Origin of the sequence: Macrococcus psychrotolerans (assembly GCF_038095555.1) — a bacterium.
Lineage (GTDB): Bacteria > Bacillota > Bacilli > Staphylococcales > Staphylococcaceae > Macrococcoides > Macrococcoides psychrotolerans.
The window spans coordinates 346,338-360,441 of the sequence record NZ_CP124591.1 but is presented as its reverse complement, the minus strand read 5'-3'; the positions used below and the strand labels follow the sequence as shown (position 1 = coordinate 360,441).

The 14,104-nt window shown below is 38.4% G+C and carries 13 protein-coding genes and 1 pseudogene; 4 read left to right on the top strand and 10 right to left on the bottom strand.

Annotated elements, in window-relative coordinates; translation table 11 throughout:
* Positions 1-125: 125 nt before the first annotated feature.
* Positions 126-1,517 carry a hexose-6-phosphate:phosphate antiporter gene (gene uhpT / locus QA539_RS01910; RefSeq protein ID WP_325885617.1) on the top strand — a complete coding sequence of 464 codons (1,392 nt, stop codon included), beginning with the start codon at positions 126-128 and terminating at the stop codon, positions 1,515-1,517.
* Between the two features lie 30 nt (positions 1,518-1,547).
* On the opposite strand, the gene QA539_RS01905 is transcribed toward uhpT, so the two are convergent.
* The 3 genes from QA539_RS01905 to QA539_RS01895 are packed head-to-tail and all read right to left on the bottom strand — an operon-like array spanning position 1,548 to position 4,621.
* Complete coding sequence (locus QA539_RS01905) at positions 1,548-2,279, bottom strand: response regulator transcription factor (protein ID WP_283722474.1); 732 nt, start codon at positions 2,277-2,279, stop codon at positions 1,548-1,550.
* Positions 2,272-3,765: a sensor histidine kinase gene (locus QA539_RS01900; protein ID WP_325885615.1), complete on the bottom strand. Its 1,494-nt coding sequence runs from the start codon at positions 3,763-3,765 to the stop codon at positions 2,272-2,274. The genes QA539_RS01905 and QA539_RS01900 overlap by 8 nt, the downstream gene beginning before the upstream one ends.
* Before the next feature lies 1 nt (position 3,766).
* Entirely contained in the window at positions 3,767-4,621 is an 855-nt protein-coding gene (locus QA539_RS01895) for an extracellular solute-binding protein (RefSeq protein WP_419895332.1), read from the bottom strand.
* A 119-nt stretch (positions 4,622-4,740) separates the two neighbouring features.
* On the opposite strand from QA539_RS01895, the pseudogene QA539_RS01890 reads away from it, so the two are divergent.
* Positions 4,741-5,004, top strand: a pseudogene (locus tag QA539_RS01890) (SDR family oxidoreductase); the annotation flags it as partial.
* A 207-nt stretch (positions 5,005-5,211) separates the two neighbouring features.
* Here QA539_RS01890 and QA539_RS01885 read toward each other — a convergent pair.
* Together QA539_RS01885 and QA539_RS01880 are read right to left on the bottom strand one after the other, a co-directional pair.
* Positions 5,212-5,499 carry a DUF3784 domain-containing protein gene (locus QA539_RS01885; RefSeq protein WP_283722470.1) on the bottom strand — a complete coding sequence of 96 codons (288 nt, stop codon included), beginning with the start codon at positions 5,497-5,499 and terminating at the stop codon, positions 5,212-5,214.
* A gap of 12 nt (positions 5,500-5,511) precedes the next feature.
* The gene (locus tag QA539_RS01880) at positions 5,512-5,892 is read right to left on the bottom strand and encodes a hypothetical protein (protein ID WP_419895331.1); all 381 of its coding nucleotides are present in this window, start codon (positions 5,890-5,892) and stop codon (positions 5,512-5,514) included.
* A gap of 73 nt (positions 5,893-5,965) precedes the next feature.
* Here QA539_RS01880 and QA539_RS01875 point away from each other — a divergent pair, with 73 nt between their 5' ends.
* Positions 5,966-8,053, top strand: a complete 2,088-nt coding sequence (locus QA539_RS01875) for a Z1 domain-containing protein (protein ID WP_419895330.1) — start codon at positions 5,966-5,968, stop codon at positions 8,051-8,053.
* Here QA539_RS01875 and QA539_RS01870 read toward each other — a convergent pair.
* Both QA539_RS01870 and QA539_RS01865 read right to left on the bottom strand, forming a co-directional pair.
* Positions 8,048-8,680: an endonuclease III domain-containing protein gene (locus QA539_RS01870; protein WP_086038067.1), complete on the bottom strand. Its 633-nt coding sequence runs from the start codon at positions 8,678-8,680 to the stop codon at positions 8,048-8,050. The genes QA539_RS01875 and QA539_RS01870 overlap by 6 nt on opposite strands.
* Before the next feature lie 72 nt (positions 8,681-8,752).
* The gene (locus QA539_RS01865) at positions 8,753-9,490 is read right to left on the bottom strand and encodes an alpha/beta hydrolase (RefSeq protein WP_419895329.1); all 738 of its coding nucleotides are present in this window, start codon (positions 9,488-9,490) and stop codon (positions 8,753-8,755) included.
* Between the two features lie 182 nt (positions 9,491-9,672).
* On the opposite strand from QA539_RS01865, the gene QA539_RS01860 reads away from it, so the two are divergent.
* The gene (locus QA539_RS01860; RefSeq protein WP_419895328.1) at positions 9,673-11,103 is read left to right on the top strand and encodes a TcaA second domain-containing protein; all 1,431 of its coding nucleotides are present in this window, start codon (positions 9,673-9,675) and stop codon (positions 11,101-11,103) included.
* Between the two features lie 133 nt (positions 11,104-11,236).
* Here QA539_RS01860 and QA539_RS01855 read toward each other — a convergent pair whose 3' ends face one another.
* From QA539_RS01855 to QA539_RS01845, 3 genes are all read right to left on the bottom strand, one after another.
* On the bottom strand, positions 11,237-11,578 hold the full coding sequence (locus QA539_RS01855; protein ID WP_419895327.1) for a hypothetical protein: 342 nt from the start codon (positions 11,576-11,578) through the stop codon (positions 11,237-11,239).
* A 49-nt stretch (positions 11,579-11,627) separates the two neighbouring features.
* A complete protein-coding gene (gene glmS, locus QA539_RS01850) occupies positions 11,628-13,430 on the bottom strand; it encodes a glutamine--fructose-6-phosphate transaminase (isomerizing) (RefSeq protein ID WP_219493791.1) in 1,803 nt (600 codons plus the stop codon).
* A 402-nt stretch (positions 13,431-13,832) separates the two neighbouring features.
* Positions 13,833-14,012: a hypothetical protein gene (locus QA539_RS01845; RefSeq protein WP_419895326.1), complete on the bottom strand. Its 180-nt coding sequence runs from the start codon at positions 14,010-14,012 to the stop codon at positions 13,833-13,835.
* Positions 14,013-14,104: the final 92 nt, after the last annotated feature.

Below are 14,104 nucleotides of genomic sequence, written 5' to 3'. Positions count from 1 at the left end.
TTACAGGATTTTATGTCATCGAAGGCTCATTTCGTTCACTCCTTCAGACAAAATAATATTTTATCGTATATTAAACGTTTTCATAATTGATTACACTGAAGACAAATAAAAGGAGGCGCGTATTTATGAACTTTTTTGATATCCAGAAGATTCCTAATAAAGGGATCCCTATTCCTGTTCAGAGAAAGGAATGGCGTAAACAATTTTTAAAGGCTTTCTTCGTTGTATTCTTTGCTTACATGTCAATGTATTTAATCCGAAACAACTTCAAAGCTGCACAACCGATGTTAAAAGAAGAACTTGGTATCACAACTTTACAGCTCGGTTACATCGGTCTTGCATTCAGTATCACTTATGGCCTTGGTAAATCATTAATCGGTTACATGATCGATGGTAGAAATACGAAACGTATTATTTCGTTCTTACTGATTATGTCGTCTATCATTGTACTGATTATGGGATTCACGCTGAGTTACTTCGGTTCAGCGATCGGTTTCTTGATTGTGTTATGGGGATTAAACGGTATGTTCCAATCTGTCGGTGGTCCGGCAAGTTATTCTACAATTTCCAGATGGGCCCCAAGAACAAAGCGTGGGCGTTATCTCGGTTTCTGGAATGCTTCACATAATATTGGTGGTGCCATTGCAGGGGGTCTTGCATTATGGGGTGCGAACATGTTCTTCCACGGTAATGTTATCGGAATGTTCATCTTCCCTAGTATCATCGCTTTAATCATCGGTATCGTCACACTCTTCATCGGTAAGGATGATCCTGAAGAGTTAGGATGGAATCGCTGTGAAGATATCTTCGAAGAACCTGTGGACGAGGAGAATATTGCATCTCAGGATATGACGAAGTGGGAGATATTCAAGACATATATCCTTAAGAATCCGATCATCTGGATTCTATGTGTTTCTAATATATTCGTATATATTGTGCGTATCGGTATTGATAACTGGGCACCATTATATGTGACTGAGCATCTTGGATTCAATGCAGGAGATGCAGTGAATACTATTTTTTACTTTGAAATTGGCGCTTTAATTGCAAGCTTGATGTGGGGTTACGTTTCTGATTTATTGAAAGGTCGTCGTGCACTCGTTGCAATTATGTGTATGTTTCTCATTGTGTTTGTTGTAATGTTCTACAAGAACGCGACAAGTGTCGGTATGGTCAATGCCTCATTGTTCGGTCTTGGTGCATTAATATTCGGTCCTCAGCTGTTGATCGGTGTCTCTCTCGTAGGATTTGTACCGAAACGTGCGATCAGTGTAGCCAACGGTATGACTGGTACATTCGGTTACCTCTTCGGTGACTCGATGGCTAAGATTGGTTTAGCGATGATCGCTGACCCAGAAAGTAAGGGATTAAATGTCTTTGGATATGTATTACATGGCTGGACGGATGTATTTATCGTGTTCTATGCGGCGCTGATTCTTGGTATGATATTACTAAGTATCGTTGCTGTAGCGGAAGAAAAAAAGATTAGAAAGTTAGAAAGTAAGATGAAATCATAAAAAAAGTCGAGACAAGCGTCTCGACTTTTTTTATGATTTCATATATTGATTTGGTGTCATCTTCAAGTATTTATGGAAGTTATAGTTGAATGCTTTATATTCGTTATAGCCTACTTGTTCAGAGACTTCATAGATTTTAAGATGTTTTTCAAGCAGATCAAGCGAGCGATATACACGATAACGGTTTATAAAATCATTAATCGTTATTCCGGTAAACTGCTTAAAAGTACGCATTAAGTATGATGTACTAATGTCGAGTTCGTTCGCGATAATCTCGTTATCAAGTTCAGCTTGTATATTAGCCTTGATAAAGTGAACTGCCTGATTAATGTAGTAATTATCAAAGTCTGTCATTAATACCGGCCTCAATATTTCAGGCACTGTACGCTTTGTTGTTTTGAATGTTTTTACGATGGTTTGCAGCAAGGTATTGAGCTCATCTTCATCGATCGGTTTAAGCAGGTAATCTACGACTTTGAACTGTATCGCTGCTTTAGCATACTCAAAGTCATCATAACTTGATAAGATCAGCTTCTCATAATCAATTTGACGTGTCGCTTCCATCATTTCAATACCATTCATACGCGGCATCTTAATATCTGTAATGACAAGATCTGGTTCATACTGTAATATCATATCTTGACCTTCTATGCCGTCCTTTGCAAGATATACATCACTAAACATCAGTTTCTGCCAGTCAATGGATGACTTTAATCCTTCACGTATCATCCGCTCATCATCAACAATCAGTACTTTATACATATGTACCTCCCTTCTTCACACGTAACGTTACCAATGTGCCATTATTATATGCTGAATACACCTTCATACCGTAATGTTCACCATACTTAACGCGTAACGTCTGATGTATGTTCTGCATTCCGATATGAATATTTCGAAGTTTATAATGTTTGATCATGCTCCTTACTTCTTTTAGCCTTTCTTTGGTCATGCCTATACCGTCATCATATACCGCTATATATATATCGCCATTACGGAGTGGTTTAATACGCACTTTAATATTCAATCCATTCTCAATCGCTCCATATTTAATTGCATTTTCGATAAGCGGCTGAATCAACAGCTTATCAGTCTGCAGGTTCATAAGAGATTCATCAATATCAATCGTATAATGAATCGCCTGATCAAAGCGAATATTCTGTATAAACACATAGTCTTCCAGGTAATCGATTTCTTTTTTGAAAGTTACTTCAGATTCTTTCACACGTAAGGCATAACGTAATATCGAGGAGAGCTTGATCATCATCTTCTTAGCAGCTTTCTTATCTGTATCTATCATATAGTTAATTGTCTGCATCGTATTAAAGATGAAGTGAGGCTGGAACTGGTTCTCCAATGATTTAAGCTGTGATTGTCTTAATGCTTCGTTCGATTCTTTCGTCGACTTTAATAATCGTTCATTGAGCTGAGACAATTCGAATACATAGCGATTGATGATTTCGAGTTCGCTTTGCGCAGTTAAAGGCTCGTATGTGGTCAACGCTCTGACTTGAGCTTGCCTGATATGTGCAATTATTTCGTCGATATCCTGTGTTTGTCGATGTGCAAGACGTTTGCTGGAATACATGGTAATCATAATCAAAAGAAAGAATGTGCCAAGTAAAATGCTGATTAAAATGATGCCCCTGTCAATTGTCTGTGTCAGATCCTGATATACATAGAGCTTTAACTGATCATCTTTATGAAATGCTGTAATCTGCATGCGTTCATCGTATGAATATTTGTCACCTACAGGATGATCATCACTACTGTAATATATGTTGTCATACAAGTCCGTAACTACATAATGATAGTCATGATAATGCATCACATCTTTAAGTACATTTGCAGGGACACTTATAGTAAGTCGGGATTGCTCCCCATCTTGCTCATACATAGGTATCGTCGCGATATCGCCATAGTTGTTTGTATAGAGCTTATCGTATTCAAACTTAAAGATGTAGTGCTGTTTTCTATCATTACTCCGTTCGTATAAAGTGCGATATATATCCGTAGTATTTCCCGGGATATTTTTAGTAAAGTCGCGGTATCGCTCCTGGATGTGCTTCCTATCGTTCTCAATCATACTGACCATCGCTTTATTGACCTGATTCAGCTCATGATCGGTCTTCATAATGTATATCGCATAATAAGCAAATAGCCCTATCATTGTAAGCAAGAACACGGGAAGAATCGCAAACAAAATAAGCGTGCGCCGAATTTTGCGCTTATATAGCTGATGGTTCATCTTACTCCCCCCTTTGAAGGACATTAATTTCTTCCAGAGGTTTCAATACTTTATACGCTTTGAATGGTATGTCTTTACGTGCTGATTTGACATGAAATACATCTGAAATATGACGCTGAACTTCTTTACTTAGCATATACTGAATAAAATCATCACGCTTTGGATGGGTAGTGCCATTGATTCTGACAATTCCATCTGTATTGATAATGGTGCCGTCTGAAGGATAGACAATTTCTAAAGGATACCCTGCATCAATATAATCCATCGCAGTATATTCGTAAGTCAGTCCTACGTAGCTTCTGCCGGAAATCACATGTTCCATTACATCAGCAGTCTTATCCAGCTTTACACCACATTTTAATACCCTCTCTGATTGTGATTTATTATAGATTGTCTCCAGAGCACTTCTATGCTGATAGCCTGTATTGGTCAGTTCCGGATTCGGATAACTGAACTGCTTATATAAATCTCGATTCAATAAATCATGATATTTGCTGACTTGTATGTCTCCTATCAAATCCTTATTTACAATAAATACGGATGGCATATAAATGAATGGCTGGATTTCTCCTTGAATAATACTTCTGCTGCCTTCAAGTTCACTTAAAGAACCTCCAACAAACACATGCCCCCGATTCTCCATAGGGGTGTGTTCAATTCGTTTTATTAATTTACGTGTAGAGTCATGAATCACTTGTACGCGTTGACCTGTTGCATGTTCGAAATCCTGAATAATTGGATTTATAAAACGCTCCGGATATGGAGAATAGACAATTAAATCGCTCTTTTTCTGCTCAGGATGACTACACGCAGATAATATTAGTATCAATACTATTACGAATATTAATTTCTTCATCCACATTCACCATCTGTCTGTATAATATAATTCTATTATAACGGTAATAAATTGTTATTAGAGTATTACTACAAAAATATTTTATGAAATTTTCCTACTGCTTTATAAAGATAAGCAGACTAGCTGATAAAGGGATAACAGTTAATGCGTATTGCCCTGGCATGGTAAAAACACCGATGATGAACGGTATTGCTGAACAAACAGCTAAAGAAGCTGAAAAACCTTTTGAATGGGGAATGGAACAATTTGCGAAAAATATTGCTTTAAAACGTTTATCTGAATCAGCTGATGTTGCTGCTTGTGTTTCATATTTAGCTGGGCCTGACAGTGATTATATGACAGGTCAAGCATTGATTATTGATGGTGGTATGGTATTTAATTAATGTACAGTGAGTTTTCTCACTCTAGATGAGTAGCGAAGAAATCTACGATGCAGATGAATGTTAATATTATGGCCCAAAGAATATTTCAAGACTTAAGGTTTCAGTGCCAATTTCATGGCCAAATCGAAGAATCCTTAAAAAAATGGCACTCAAATCTAGTTTGAGTGCCATTTTCAGTGCCAATAATATCTCATTTGAACCACCATACTATCGTTTTTTGAAATAATCAGATGTATTCACTAAGATGACAAATGCCAATATTATAGTGATAAATCCTGCGATACCAAACACTTCATTGACTTCTGTATATTCGATAAGTACTAAGCACATAGTAGCTATAATGAACACAGCACCTGCAAATCTACATAGACGTTTCTCATCATACTTCGCTTTTTGTTCTGCAGGTAACGTATTATATCCGGCAATAAGAAACCCTCCACGTCCGGTTAACATATAAATACCAAGCAATAAGAATAATATAACGATGATGATCATAAGCCTCTCTCCTTATTTAACTGCTTCTGACTTTCTTCTCACACGGTCCATATAAAGTGTTAAGACGAGCAGTATCGCACTGAAGATAATATATGCAATATAAATTGCACGGTCGAAAGATTCGTGAGACATTGTGAGTCCTTTAATTGATAGTGCGATGATAACTGCATACATAAGTGCCGTTATCCTGCTGCCCATTGTAAGCGTGCGCGTTGTTCCATCCATAAAGATCTTAATGAAGTCTGAGATGATTGAAGCTAATATGAACAGTCCGACGAGCGCATAGATTAAATAGTTTTCTAACGGTTCACCGCTTGTAATATTTCGAATGACATTCGCAAATATGAATGTCAGGAAGAATATCATAATATAGAAAAATGGTTTTCTGTTCATAATTACACTCCTTTCATGTCTTTAGTTTAAGTTTATAGTAGAATATACAATTATACAATAAACAGGAGATTGAGTGCAGTTGAAATTAGATGGGTATTTTTTTGGGTGTGTAAATCAGCTGAATCATTACAGCGAAGAAGAAATTGAAGTCATGCAGCAAACAAAAGCGCAGTTAAAGGTGCATTCTACGGAGACGTTTCGTCCAGGCATGCTGCTCGGGCGTATCCAGTCAGGTAAGACGCGTAGTTATATCGGTACGATGGCGCTTGCGCTGGATGATGTGTTCGACTGCATCGTGATATTAACGAAGAATTCAAATGCGCTTGCCCGTCAGACATATGCGCGTGTCGCAGCAGAGTTTCGACGTGCAATGGATGAGGATAAGGTCATTGTGCATGATATTATCCATATGCCGAAGATACGTAAGTATGAACTGAAGCAGAAACAGATCATCATCGTGAAGAAAGAAATTAAGAATGTGGCGCGACTTGAACAGTTTTTTATCGGTTATCCTGAGATGAAGATGCGTAAAGTAATGTTTATCGATGATGAAGCGGATTATGCGTCGGTTGTTTATAGTGAAGATAAGGATCGTAATTTAATAGAACTGAAGAAAATCGCGACAAAGCTGGATGATATTAAAGCGATGTTGCCGACTGCTGCATACTTACAAGTTACAGCAACGCCTTACTCGTTATACTTGCAGCCGGATGCTGACGTGCTTGCAGAACGTGGCTATCAGCCGAAGCGTCCGGCGTTTACAGTCCTCGTCCCGACGCATGATAAGTATGTTGGTGGCAAGTTTTACTTTGAGGAACAATCACCTGCAGCGCGCAGTTTATATCATGCAATCGATGAAAGTGAACTTGAAATATTACGTAAGTCTGATAATAGACGTGTGAAAGATGATTATCTGTTAACTTCTAAGAACCTGGAAGGTTTGCGTCATGCACTGATGAACTTTATCGTCGGTGCGAAAGTAAGACATCTAAGTAATGATCACATTACGAAATACAGCTTTATTATGCATACGATTACGACGAAAAAAGCACACGTGTGGCAATATGATGTCGTCAGTCGTATGGAGTGGAAGTTAAAGGAAAGCATTACAGAAAATCCTCAATTATTTCGTGATTTAGTTCATACCGCTTATGAAGATTTAAAGCATTCTGTAAATCATATGCCAGATTTCACTGATGTTCTGGAATCTGTGAAGTCATCAATAATTGATGAAGAGCTGTTAATTGAAATCGTCAATTCTGAACAAGATGTCACTCAACTGCTCGATTATAATGGTGAGCTGAGACTACGTACGCCGATGACCTTCTTTATCGGCGGTCAAATATTAGATCGCGGTATCACTGTCGGCAACTTAATCGGTTTCTATTATGGCCGTGATCCACGTAAGTTCCAGCAGGACACTGTGCTGCAGCATTCACGTATGTATGGTGCTCGTCCGATGGAAGATATGGAGGTCACTCGTTTCTATACGACACCCCGAATTTATAGTGCGATGCAGCGTATGCATTTCTTTGATGAAGGGTTACGCGAAGCGATTATGAAACAGGATCATACCGTGAAGTTCTTAACGAAAGATGCACAAGGAGAGATCGTCCCTTGTAACCCTAATAAATTGTTAATGTCTGAACTGATTACAGTGAGACCTCGTAAACGATTCTTACCAGTTGGCTTTGAAACGGTCAACAAAACGAAGTTAAACCAGGCGATGAAACGCATCGATAAAATGGTCAGTGCATTAGAAAAACATGCTGTACGTCATACCGGCCAAAATGTACTCGTCCCTGTCCACCACGTACGTGATATATTGATGGCGATCAATGAGACACTTATTTATACTCATTTACCATTTCAGATGGAACGCTACGTTGAGATGATTGAATACTTATCAGAAGATGACCTCGTATGGGTCATCGTCAGAACGAATCGTAATATCAGCAGATTACGTAGTGACGAAAGGTTTGCTGACAGACCAGACACAGGTCACGATGAATTGCAGACGGCATATAAGCTCGGTAAAACACATCCAAGCGTTATACTGCTCAGACAGAACGGTCACAGTGACTCCGGCTGGAAAGACGCACCGTTCTACTGGCCTGTGATTGTTGCACAAAGTAATATGCAGACGATGATATTCTCATAAGAAGTAGTCATCTAAAAAAGTCGCACCCTTCACACCTTTCGCGGTTAAATAACGTTTACCGAATTCATCCAGTAGCCCGTGAAATTCCTGAGCATGAAGCGGTGTAAATGTGTCAGGTAAGGTGACCTTATTATATAGGTCCATATAACTTTTACTTTGAACACCAAGCGCATTGAATAAGCGTCTCGTATATGTGTCAGCGATAAATACGACACGTTCGAATACATATACGAGTAACACATCTGCCGTTTCAAATCCAATACCACGAAGTTTTAGCAGCTCGTTGCGAAGCTCTGTTGTATATAGCTTATCAATCGCCCTGAAATCATATTCATGACTTTTCAGCCAAGTTAATACTGCTATAATTGCAGCAGATTTATTCGTATAGAAACCGCTTGGTCTGATCAGACTTTGTAATTCAGAAAGATGCAGATTTAATATGCGTTCTGGATCGAACTGTGTCGCGTTTCTTAAATTCGATAAGGAGCGCTCTACATTGCGCCAATTTGTATTCTGAACTAAAATCGCACCAATGATAATTTCAAAATTATCTTCTGCCGGCCACCATCCTTGTGGCCCGAGATTATCATATAAACAATCATAAAGTTCCTGTACTGTAAGTTTCATATATTACCTCCTATTTGAAATTACCCGGTAATCAGTCAGATGAATCTTCCAGACAAAAAAACAGCTGAATAATCAGCCGTTTATAATTGTTTCTACAAATGAAAGTGATTGCTCTATAATGAATTCCTTGTCGTTATCAAGTGTAGACATATGATAACTATTCGGGGTTTCAATGATGTGTTTACACTCACTGTGAATTGACGTATAGATTAGATCCGCATTAAATGCAGGTACAGTATGATCTTCAGGGCTTACGAAAATCAGTGCAGGACATTTAATCTGGAATAAACTTTCTTCTACAGTACGCATTAACTTACGAATCTCTAATATGCTTTTCACCGGTGTATCTTGATAACCGATTTCAGGTACACCCTGCTTTTTAATATCGCTACCGTTTCCCGGTATAATATCGAGATCCACATGTGCTGCCGCGTGCATATACGGGATAACAACCGCTGCATTAATCGGAATAATCGCTTTAATCTCCGGATGTTTTGCTGCCATATAAAGCGTCAGCGTCCCTCCCATGGATAAGCCTGACATAATGATTGTGTCACACGTTTCTTTAAGCTTTGTTAGTCCTTCTTCAATGCTTTCAACCCAGTCTTCATATGTTGAAGCCGCCATATCCTCTAAGTTTGTACCGTGACCGGCAAGCCGAGGTAAGCATACCGTATACCCTGCCTTACTGTACGCTTCTGCAAGTGGCAACATACTGAACGTCGCCCCTGTAAAACCGTGAGATAACAATATCCCTATATTATTTCCCTGGTGATAATAACTTTCTGCACCTTTCATTATTGTAGTCATAACGAACTCCTTCTTTTTATTATTATTATAATCGCTCTTATGCATAATTTCATCTTTATCATTCTATACGAATGTTGGTTATTTTAATAAGTTGTAAATATTGTCTTCTCGTTTAATTTATATTGTATATTGTATTTTTTTACTTTAGAATTAATATATCATTATATAAAAGGAGACAGACGATGAAGAAATTCTGTACAAACTGTGGTCAGGAAGCACCACTATCACACAAAGTATGCACGAACTGTGGTACACCACTTCCTCCTCAAGAAAGTGAAGTTACTCATAACAGTACGACACCAGAACCGCTTCAGAGCAGACAGAAAGAGAAAGTGCAGGAAAATAAGAAGAAAAAGAAACCTGTATGGCCATTTCTACTCATCGGACTGTTACTCACTGCACTCATCGGCGCATACTTCTTCCTCAATCATAAATATAGCCCTGAAACACATGCTAAATCTATCGAAACTGCCATCAATGACAAAGACTATCAATCACTCAGCAACTTGCTGACAGTCGGTCAAGATGGTATTGCTGAAGAAGAAGCGAAAGCCTTTGCAACGGTGATTGAAAAGTCTGGTAAGAAAGATGAGTTTATGAATGAACTTCATGGCGCTGCACAGGGTAAGAATGAAACTACGATTCAAATTGGTGAGCATGACATCTTAGACTTAAAGCGTAACGGAAAATATTTCAGTGTGTTCCCTAAGTATAACTTCGAACCTGTACTCCATAAAGTATCGATTGACGGTAAAGAAGATACAGAGATCGAATTTACGTTCAATAGCAAGAAACACACTATCGCTGTAGCAAATGGCAAAGAAACAGAAATCGGTACATTCGTAGCCGGAAAATATGCATTAGATGCCAAGAAGATAATAGACGGGAAGTCTACAGACGGGACGCTTGATATTGATGTTTTGTCAGAACCACAAGCCCAATTAGCATTCGATGAACATTTCATCAATATTAAGGTTGAAGGTGATAGTAAGCTTGATGCTTCAGAAACACAAGTATTCGTTAATGATAACGAAGTGGATTACAATAGTAATAAGACAACTTACGGACCATATAAAGGTGATTCATTAAGCATCTATGCTGAAGGTGAACTTGATGGCAAGAATTTCAAGACCCCTACAGAAACGTTAACAGACATCGATTTAGCTGAAGGTTCAAATAGCGTGACATTATCATTCGATGAAGATGATATCGATGCCTATATCGCAGAAAAAGAACAAGAGAAAGAAGAAACGAAGACAGCATTAGAACGTGCAGAAGCCGCTGAGGCACGCGCAAAAGCAGCCGAGGAACGTGCTAAAAGAAATTCAAATGACGATGAAGATTCTGATACTGAGTCTGACAGCGGATCTGATATTATTATGGTCGAAACAGCTGATGATGCAATACAGGCAGCTGAAGATCATCTTAGCGTATCTGATTTAAGTGACTACGGTGATGTCCGTACACCTGAGGTTAAGTCATTCGGATATGGTTTTGGTATCTTTGATGATGATGGCGACCCTGTGATGTCATTTGATGTGTATGAAGATGGAACAGTGGTTGAATACGATGAAACAGGAGAAGAGATCGATCGTTCTAATCCATATGAATAATATCTCTTCAATAAAACCCGGGCAGTGCAGAAACGTTTTCTGCACTGCTCGGGTTTATTTGGTTGTAGAACTTTTCCTCTATTTATTAAATTGATATGCGTAAGTATTTTATGCCATCGGGATGAAAAACTGTTTACTGTTCAATCATCATCGTACGTCGGTAGAAGTCTTTTAATGAAATCATCGGATGCTCTCTTGAGTCTATCACTTTCAGTAAGCTGCCGTTATTTTTATCCTGTAAGTACTGCACATAGCAGTTTATCATTCCGCTTTGATTCTTGCTCTTACGCTCAATCCAGTCACTCATTTCCTGCTTACTTAATAAGATATACTCGATGTCTTTATCATTATCTGTCTCATATGTTGAGCGCTCATCAATCTTAACAAGCAGTGCATAATAGTCATAATCCTTGAAGATGGACTCAACGATTAAATACATATCTATTGTATTATCAAGTATGCTTATATCAAACACATACCTACAAAAATAAGCATCTCATTAAATGAGATGCTTATTTATTCAATTATTCAACTGTTACAGATTTTGCTAAGTTACGTGGTTTATCTACGTCTGCTCCACGGTGTAACGCTGCATAGTATGCGATTAACTGTGTTGTTACAACCGATACTAATGGCGCTAGCATTTCATGAACATGAGGAATCACATAAGTGTCGCCTTCTTGATTTAATCCATCCATTGAAATGATACATGGATGTGCACCACGAGCTACAACTTCTTTCACGTTACCGCGGATTGATAAGTTCACACGTTCTTGAGTTGCTAATGCAATAACTGGTGTTCCTTCTTCAATTAATGCGATTGTACCGTGCTTTAACTCCCCACCTGCAAATCCTTCTGTCTGGATGTAAGAGATTTCTTTAAGCTTTAACGCACCTTCAACACCTACGTAATAATCCATCGTACGTCCGATGAAGAAACAGTTACGTGTAGTTGCTAAGAAGTCCTTTGCAATTTTCTCCATTAATTCAGCATCATCGATCACTGTTGTAATCGCTGAAGTCACTTTCGCAAGTTCTGGTAATAGATCAATGCCCGTATCAATACCTGCATCTGCTGCAGCGACTTGCGCTAAGATTGATAATACCGCGATCTGTGCAGTGTAAGCCTTTGTAGACGCAACTGCAATCTCAGGTCCTGCATGAAGAATCAATGTATGATCCGCTTCACGTGATAATGTTGAACCAGCTACGTTTGTAATTGTCAGTGCAGGGTGTCCTAATTTCTTCGTTGCCACTAATACTGCACGGCTATCCGCTGTCTCGCCTGATTGTGAGATAAAGATGAACAATGGTTTCTTAGACAGTAATGGCATGTTGTAGACGAATTCAGAAGCGACATGTACCTCTGTTGGAATACCTGCCCATTTCTCTAAGTATTCTTTACCAACAAGACCTGCATTATAAGATGTACCACAGGCAATGATATGGATACGGTCCGCTTTACGTACTGCTTTAACGATATCTTTATCGATCTTTAAGTTTCCTTTTTCATCTTGATATTCCTGGATGATATTACGCATCGCAGCAGGCTGTTCGTTAATTTCTTTAAGCATGTAGTGGGCATATGTTCCTTTTTCGATATCTGATGCATCGATTTCAGCTTTGTAAGGTTTACGTTTCACTTTCTTACCTTCTAGGTCCTTGATGTCGATGCTTTCTTTCGTTACAAGAACAACTTCACCATCGTGTAATTCTGTATAAGTATCTGTTACTTGTAACATCGCCATCGCGTCTGATGCGATAACGTTGAATCCATCACCTAAACCTACAAGTAAAGGAGATTTGTTCTTCGCAACGTAGATAACGTCTGGGTTCTGTGTATCTAATAAACCTAATGCATATGAACCATGTAATAATTTTAATACTTGAACGAAAGCTGCTTCTGTTTCTAAACCTTGTTTAGAGAAGTGTTCTATAAGTTGAACGATAATTTCTGTATCAGTATCTGATTTAAATGTCACACCTGATAAATATTCATTCTTTAATTGCTCGTAGTTCTCGATCACACCGTTATGCACTAATGTGAAACGCTCGCTTTCAGATTGATGCGGATGAGAGTTTTCGTGATTTGGTACACCATGTGTTGCCCAACGCGTATGTCCAATACCAGTCGTTGTATCAAAGTTTGAATCTACAACTTTACGAAGTTCTGCGATACGGCCTTTCTCTTTGTAGACACGTACATCTTCTCCGTTACGTACAGCGATACCTGCTGAATCATACCCACGATATTCTAATTTTTCTAAACCTTTTAAAAGGATCTCTTTTGCATCCTCTGTTCCAATATAACCTACGATACCACACATAATAATTTCCTCCTGCTAGTTCCAATTCAATTTTGTATTTTTGTTTAGTAGTCTTATTATGCGGTGCTGATGCGTTTTGTTCACCCAGTTGCCCAGGTGGTTTGTTCATCAGCTATCGAATCGCTTTATCCGGGATGGCATCCGCCGAAAATTCGATGACCATCCGTCCTCGTCAACAGTTTCCTGTTCTGGCGCTGTATATTAAGTTGTTACAATCCTCCTTTTCGAATGAAATAGTTTACTAAACTTAGACTATTGTACTATATAGGTATCAGTTCATACAAGAATATTCTATCAATATCAATGTATAACAAGTATGTATGCATTAGATGGAAATAATATAAAGTTAAACCATTGGATTTATATAACTTCCAATGGTTTAAATGATTTTAAATAGTACACTTAACGTTTTATTGGCTCAATAGTTTCTTTTTGATTCCTAATTTCTTTAATATTTCCTGCATCATCAAAGTCAACGACGATTTGATAACCATTTCCATGGTTGCTGTCGTATAAGAAGAACGGATACTTTTCAGGTCCCGTTTTCGCCTCACCATTACGAATACGTTCTACATTATTCATTGTTGGGTTAGGGAAATAACGTACGCCTCAGCTTCTGTAATTTTACGTTGTGGATGAACTGCAATCGAACTAACGACGCTACTAGAGTACGC

Bases quoted from the DNA above. Each gene is read 5' to 3' on its own strand.
- uhpT (WP_325885617.1), top strand. From the start codon at position 126: ATGAACTTTTTTGATATCCAGAAGATTCCTAATAAAGGGATCCCTATT.
- QA539_RS01905 (WP_283722474.1), bottom strand. From the start codon at position 2,279: ATGTATAAAGTACTGATTGTTGATGATGAGCGGATGATACGTGAAGGA.
- QA539_RS01895 (WP_419895332.1), bottom strand. From the start codon at position 4,621: ATGAAGAAATTAATATTCGTAATAGTATTGATACTAATATTATCTGCG.
- QA539_RS01870 (WP_086038067.1), bottom strand. From the start codon at position 8,680: ATGAAACTTACAGTACAGGAACTTTATGATTGTTTATATGATAATCTC.
- glmS (WP_219493791.1), bottom strand. From the start codon at position 13,430: ATGTGTGGTATCGTAGGTTATATTGGAACAGAGGATGCAAAAGAGATC.
- QA539_RS01845 (WP_419895326.1), bottom strand. From the start codon at position 14,012: ATGAATAATGTAGAACGTATTCGTAATGGTGAGGCGAAAACGGGACCT.
- QA539_RS01860 (WP_419895328.1), top strand. From the start codon at position 9,673: ATGAAGAAATTCTGTACAAACTGTGGTCAGGAAGCACCACTATCACAC.
- QA539_RS01885 (WP_283722470.1), bottom strand. From the start codon at position 5,499: ATGATCATCATCGTTATATTATTCTTATTGCTTGGTATTTATATGTTA.
- QA539_RS01865 (WP_419895329.1), bottom strand. From the start codon at position 9,490: ATGACTACAATAATGAAAGGTGCAGAAAGTTATTATCACCAGGGAAAT.
- QA539_RS01880 (WP_419895331.1), bottom strand. From the start codon at position 5,892: ATGAACAGAAAACCATTTTTCTATATTATGATATTCTTCCTGACATTC.
- QA539_RS01900 (WP_325885615.1), bottom strand. From the start codon at position 3,765: ATGAACCATCAGCTATATAAGCGCAAAATTCGGCGCACGCTTATTTTG.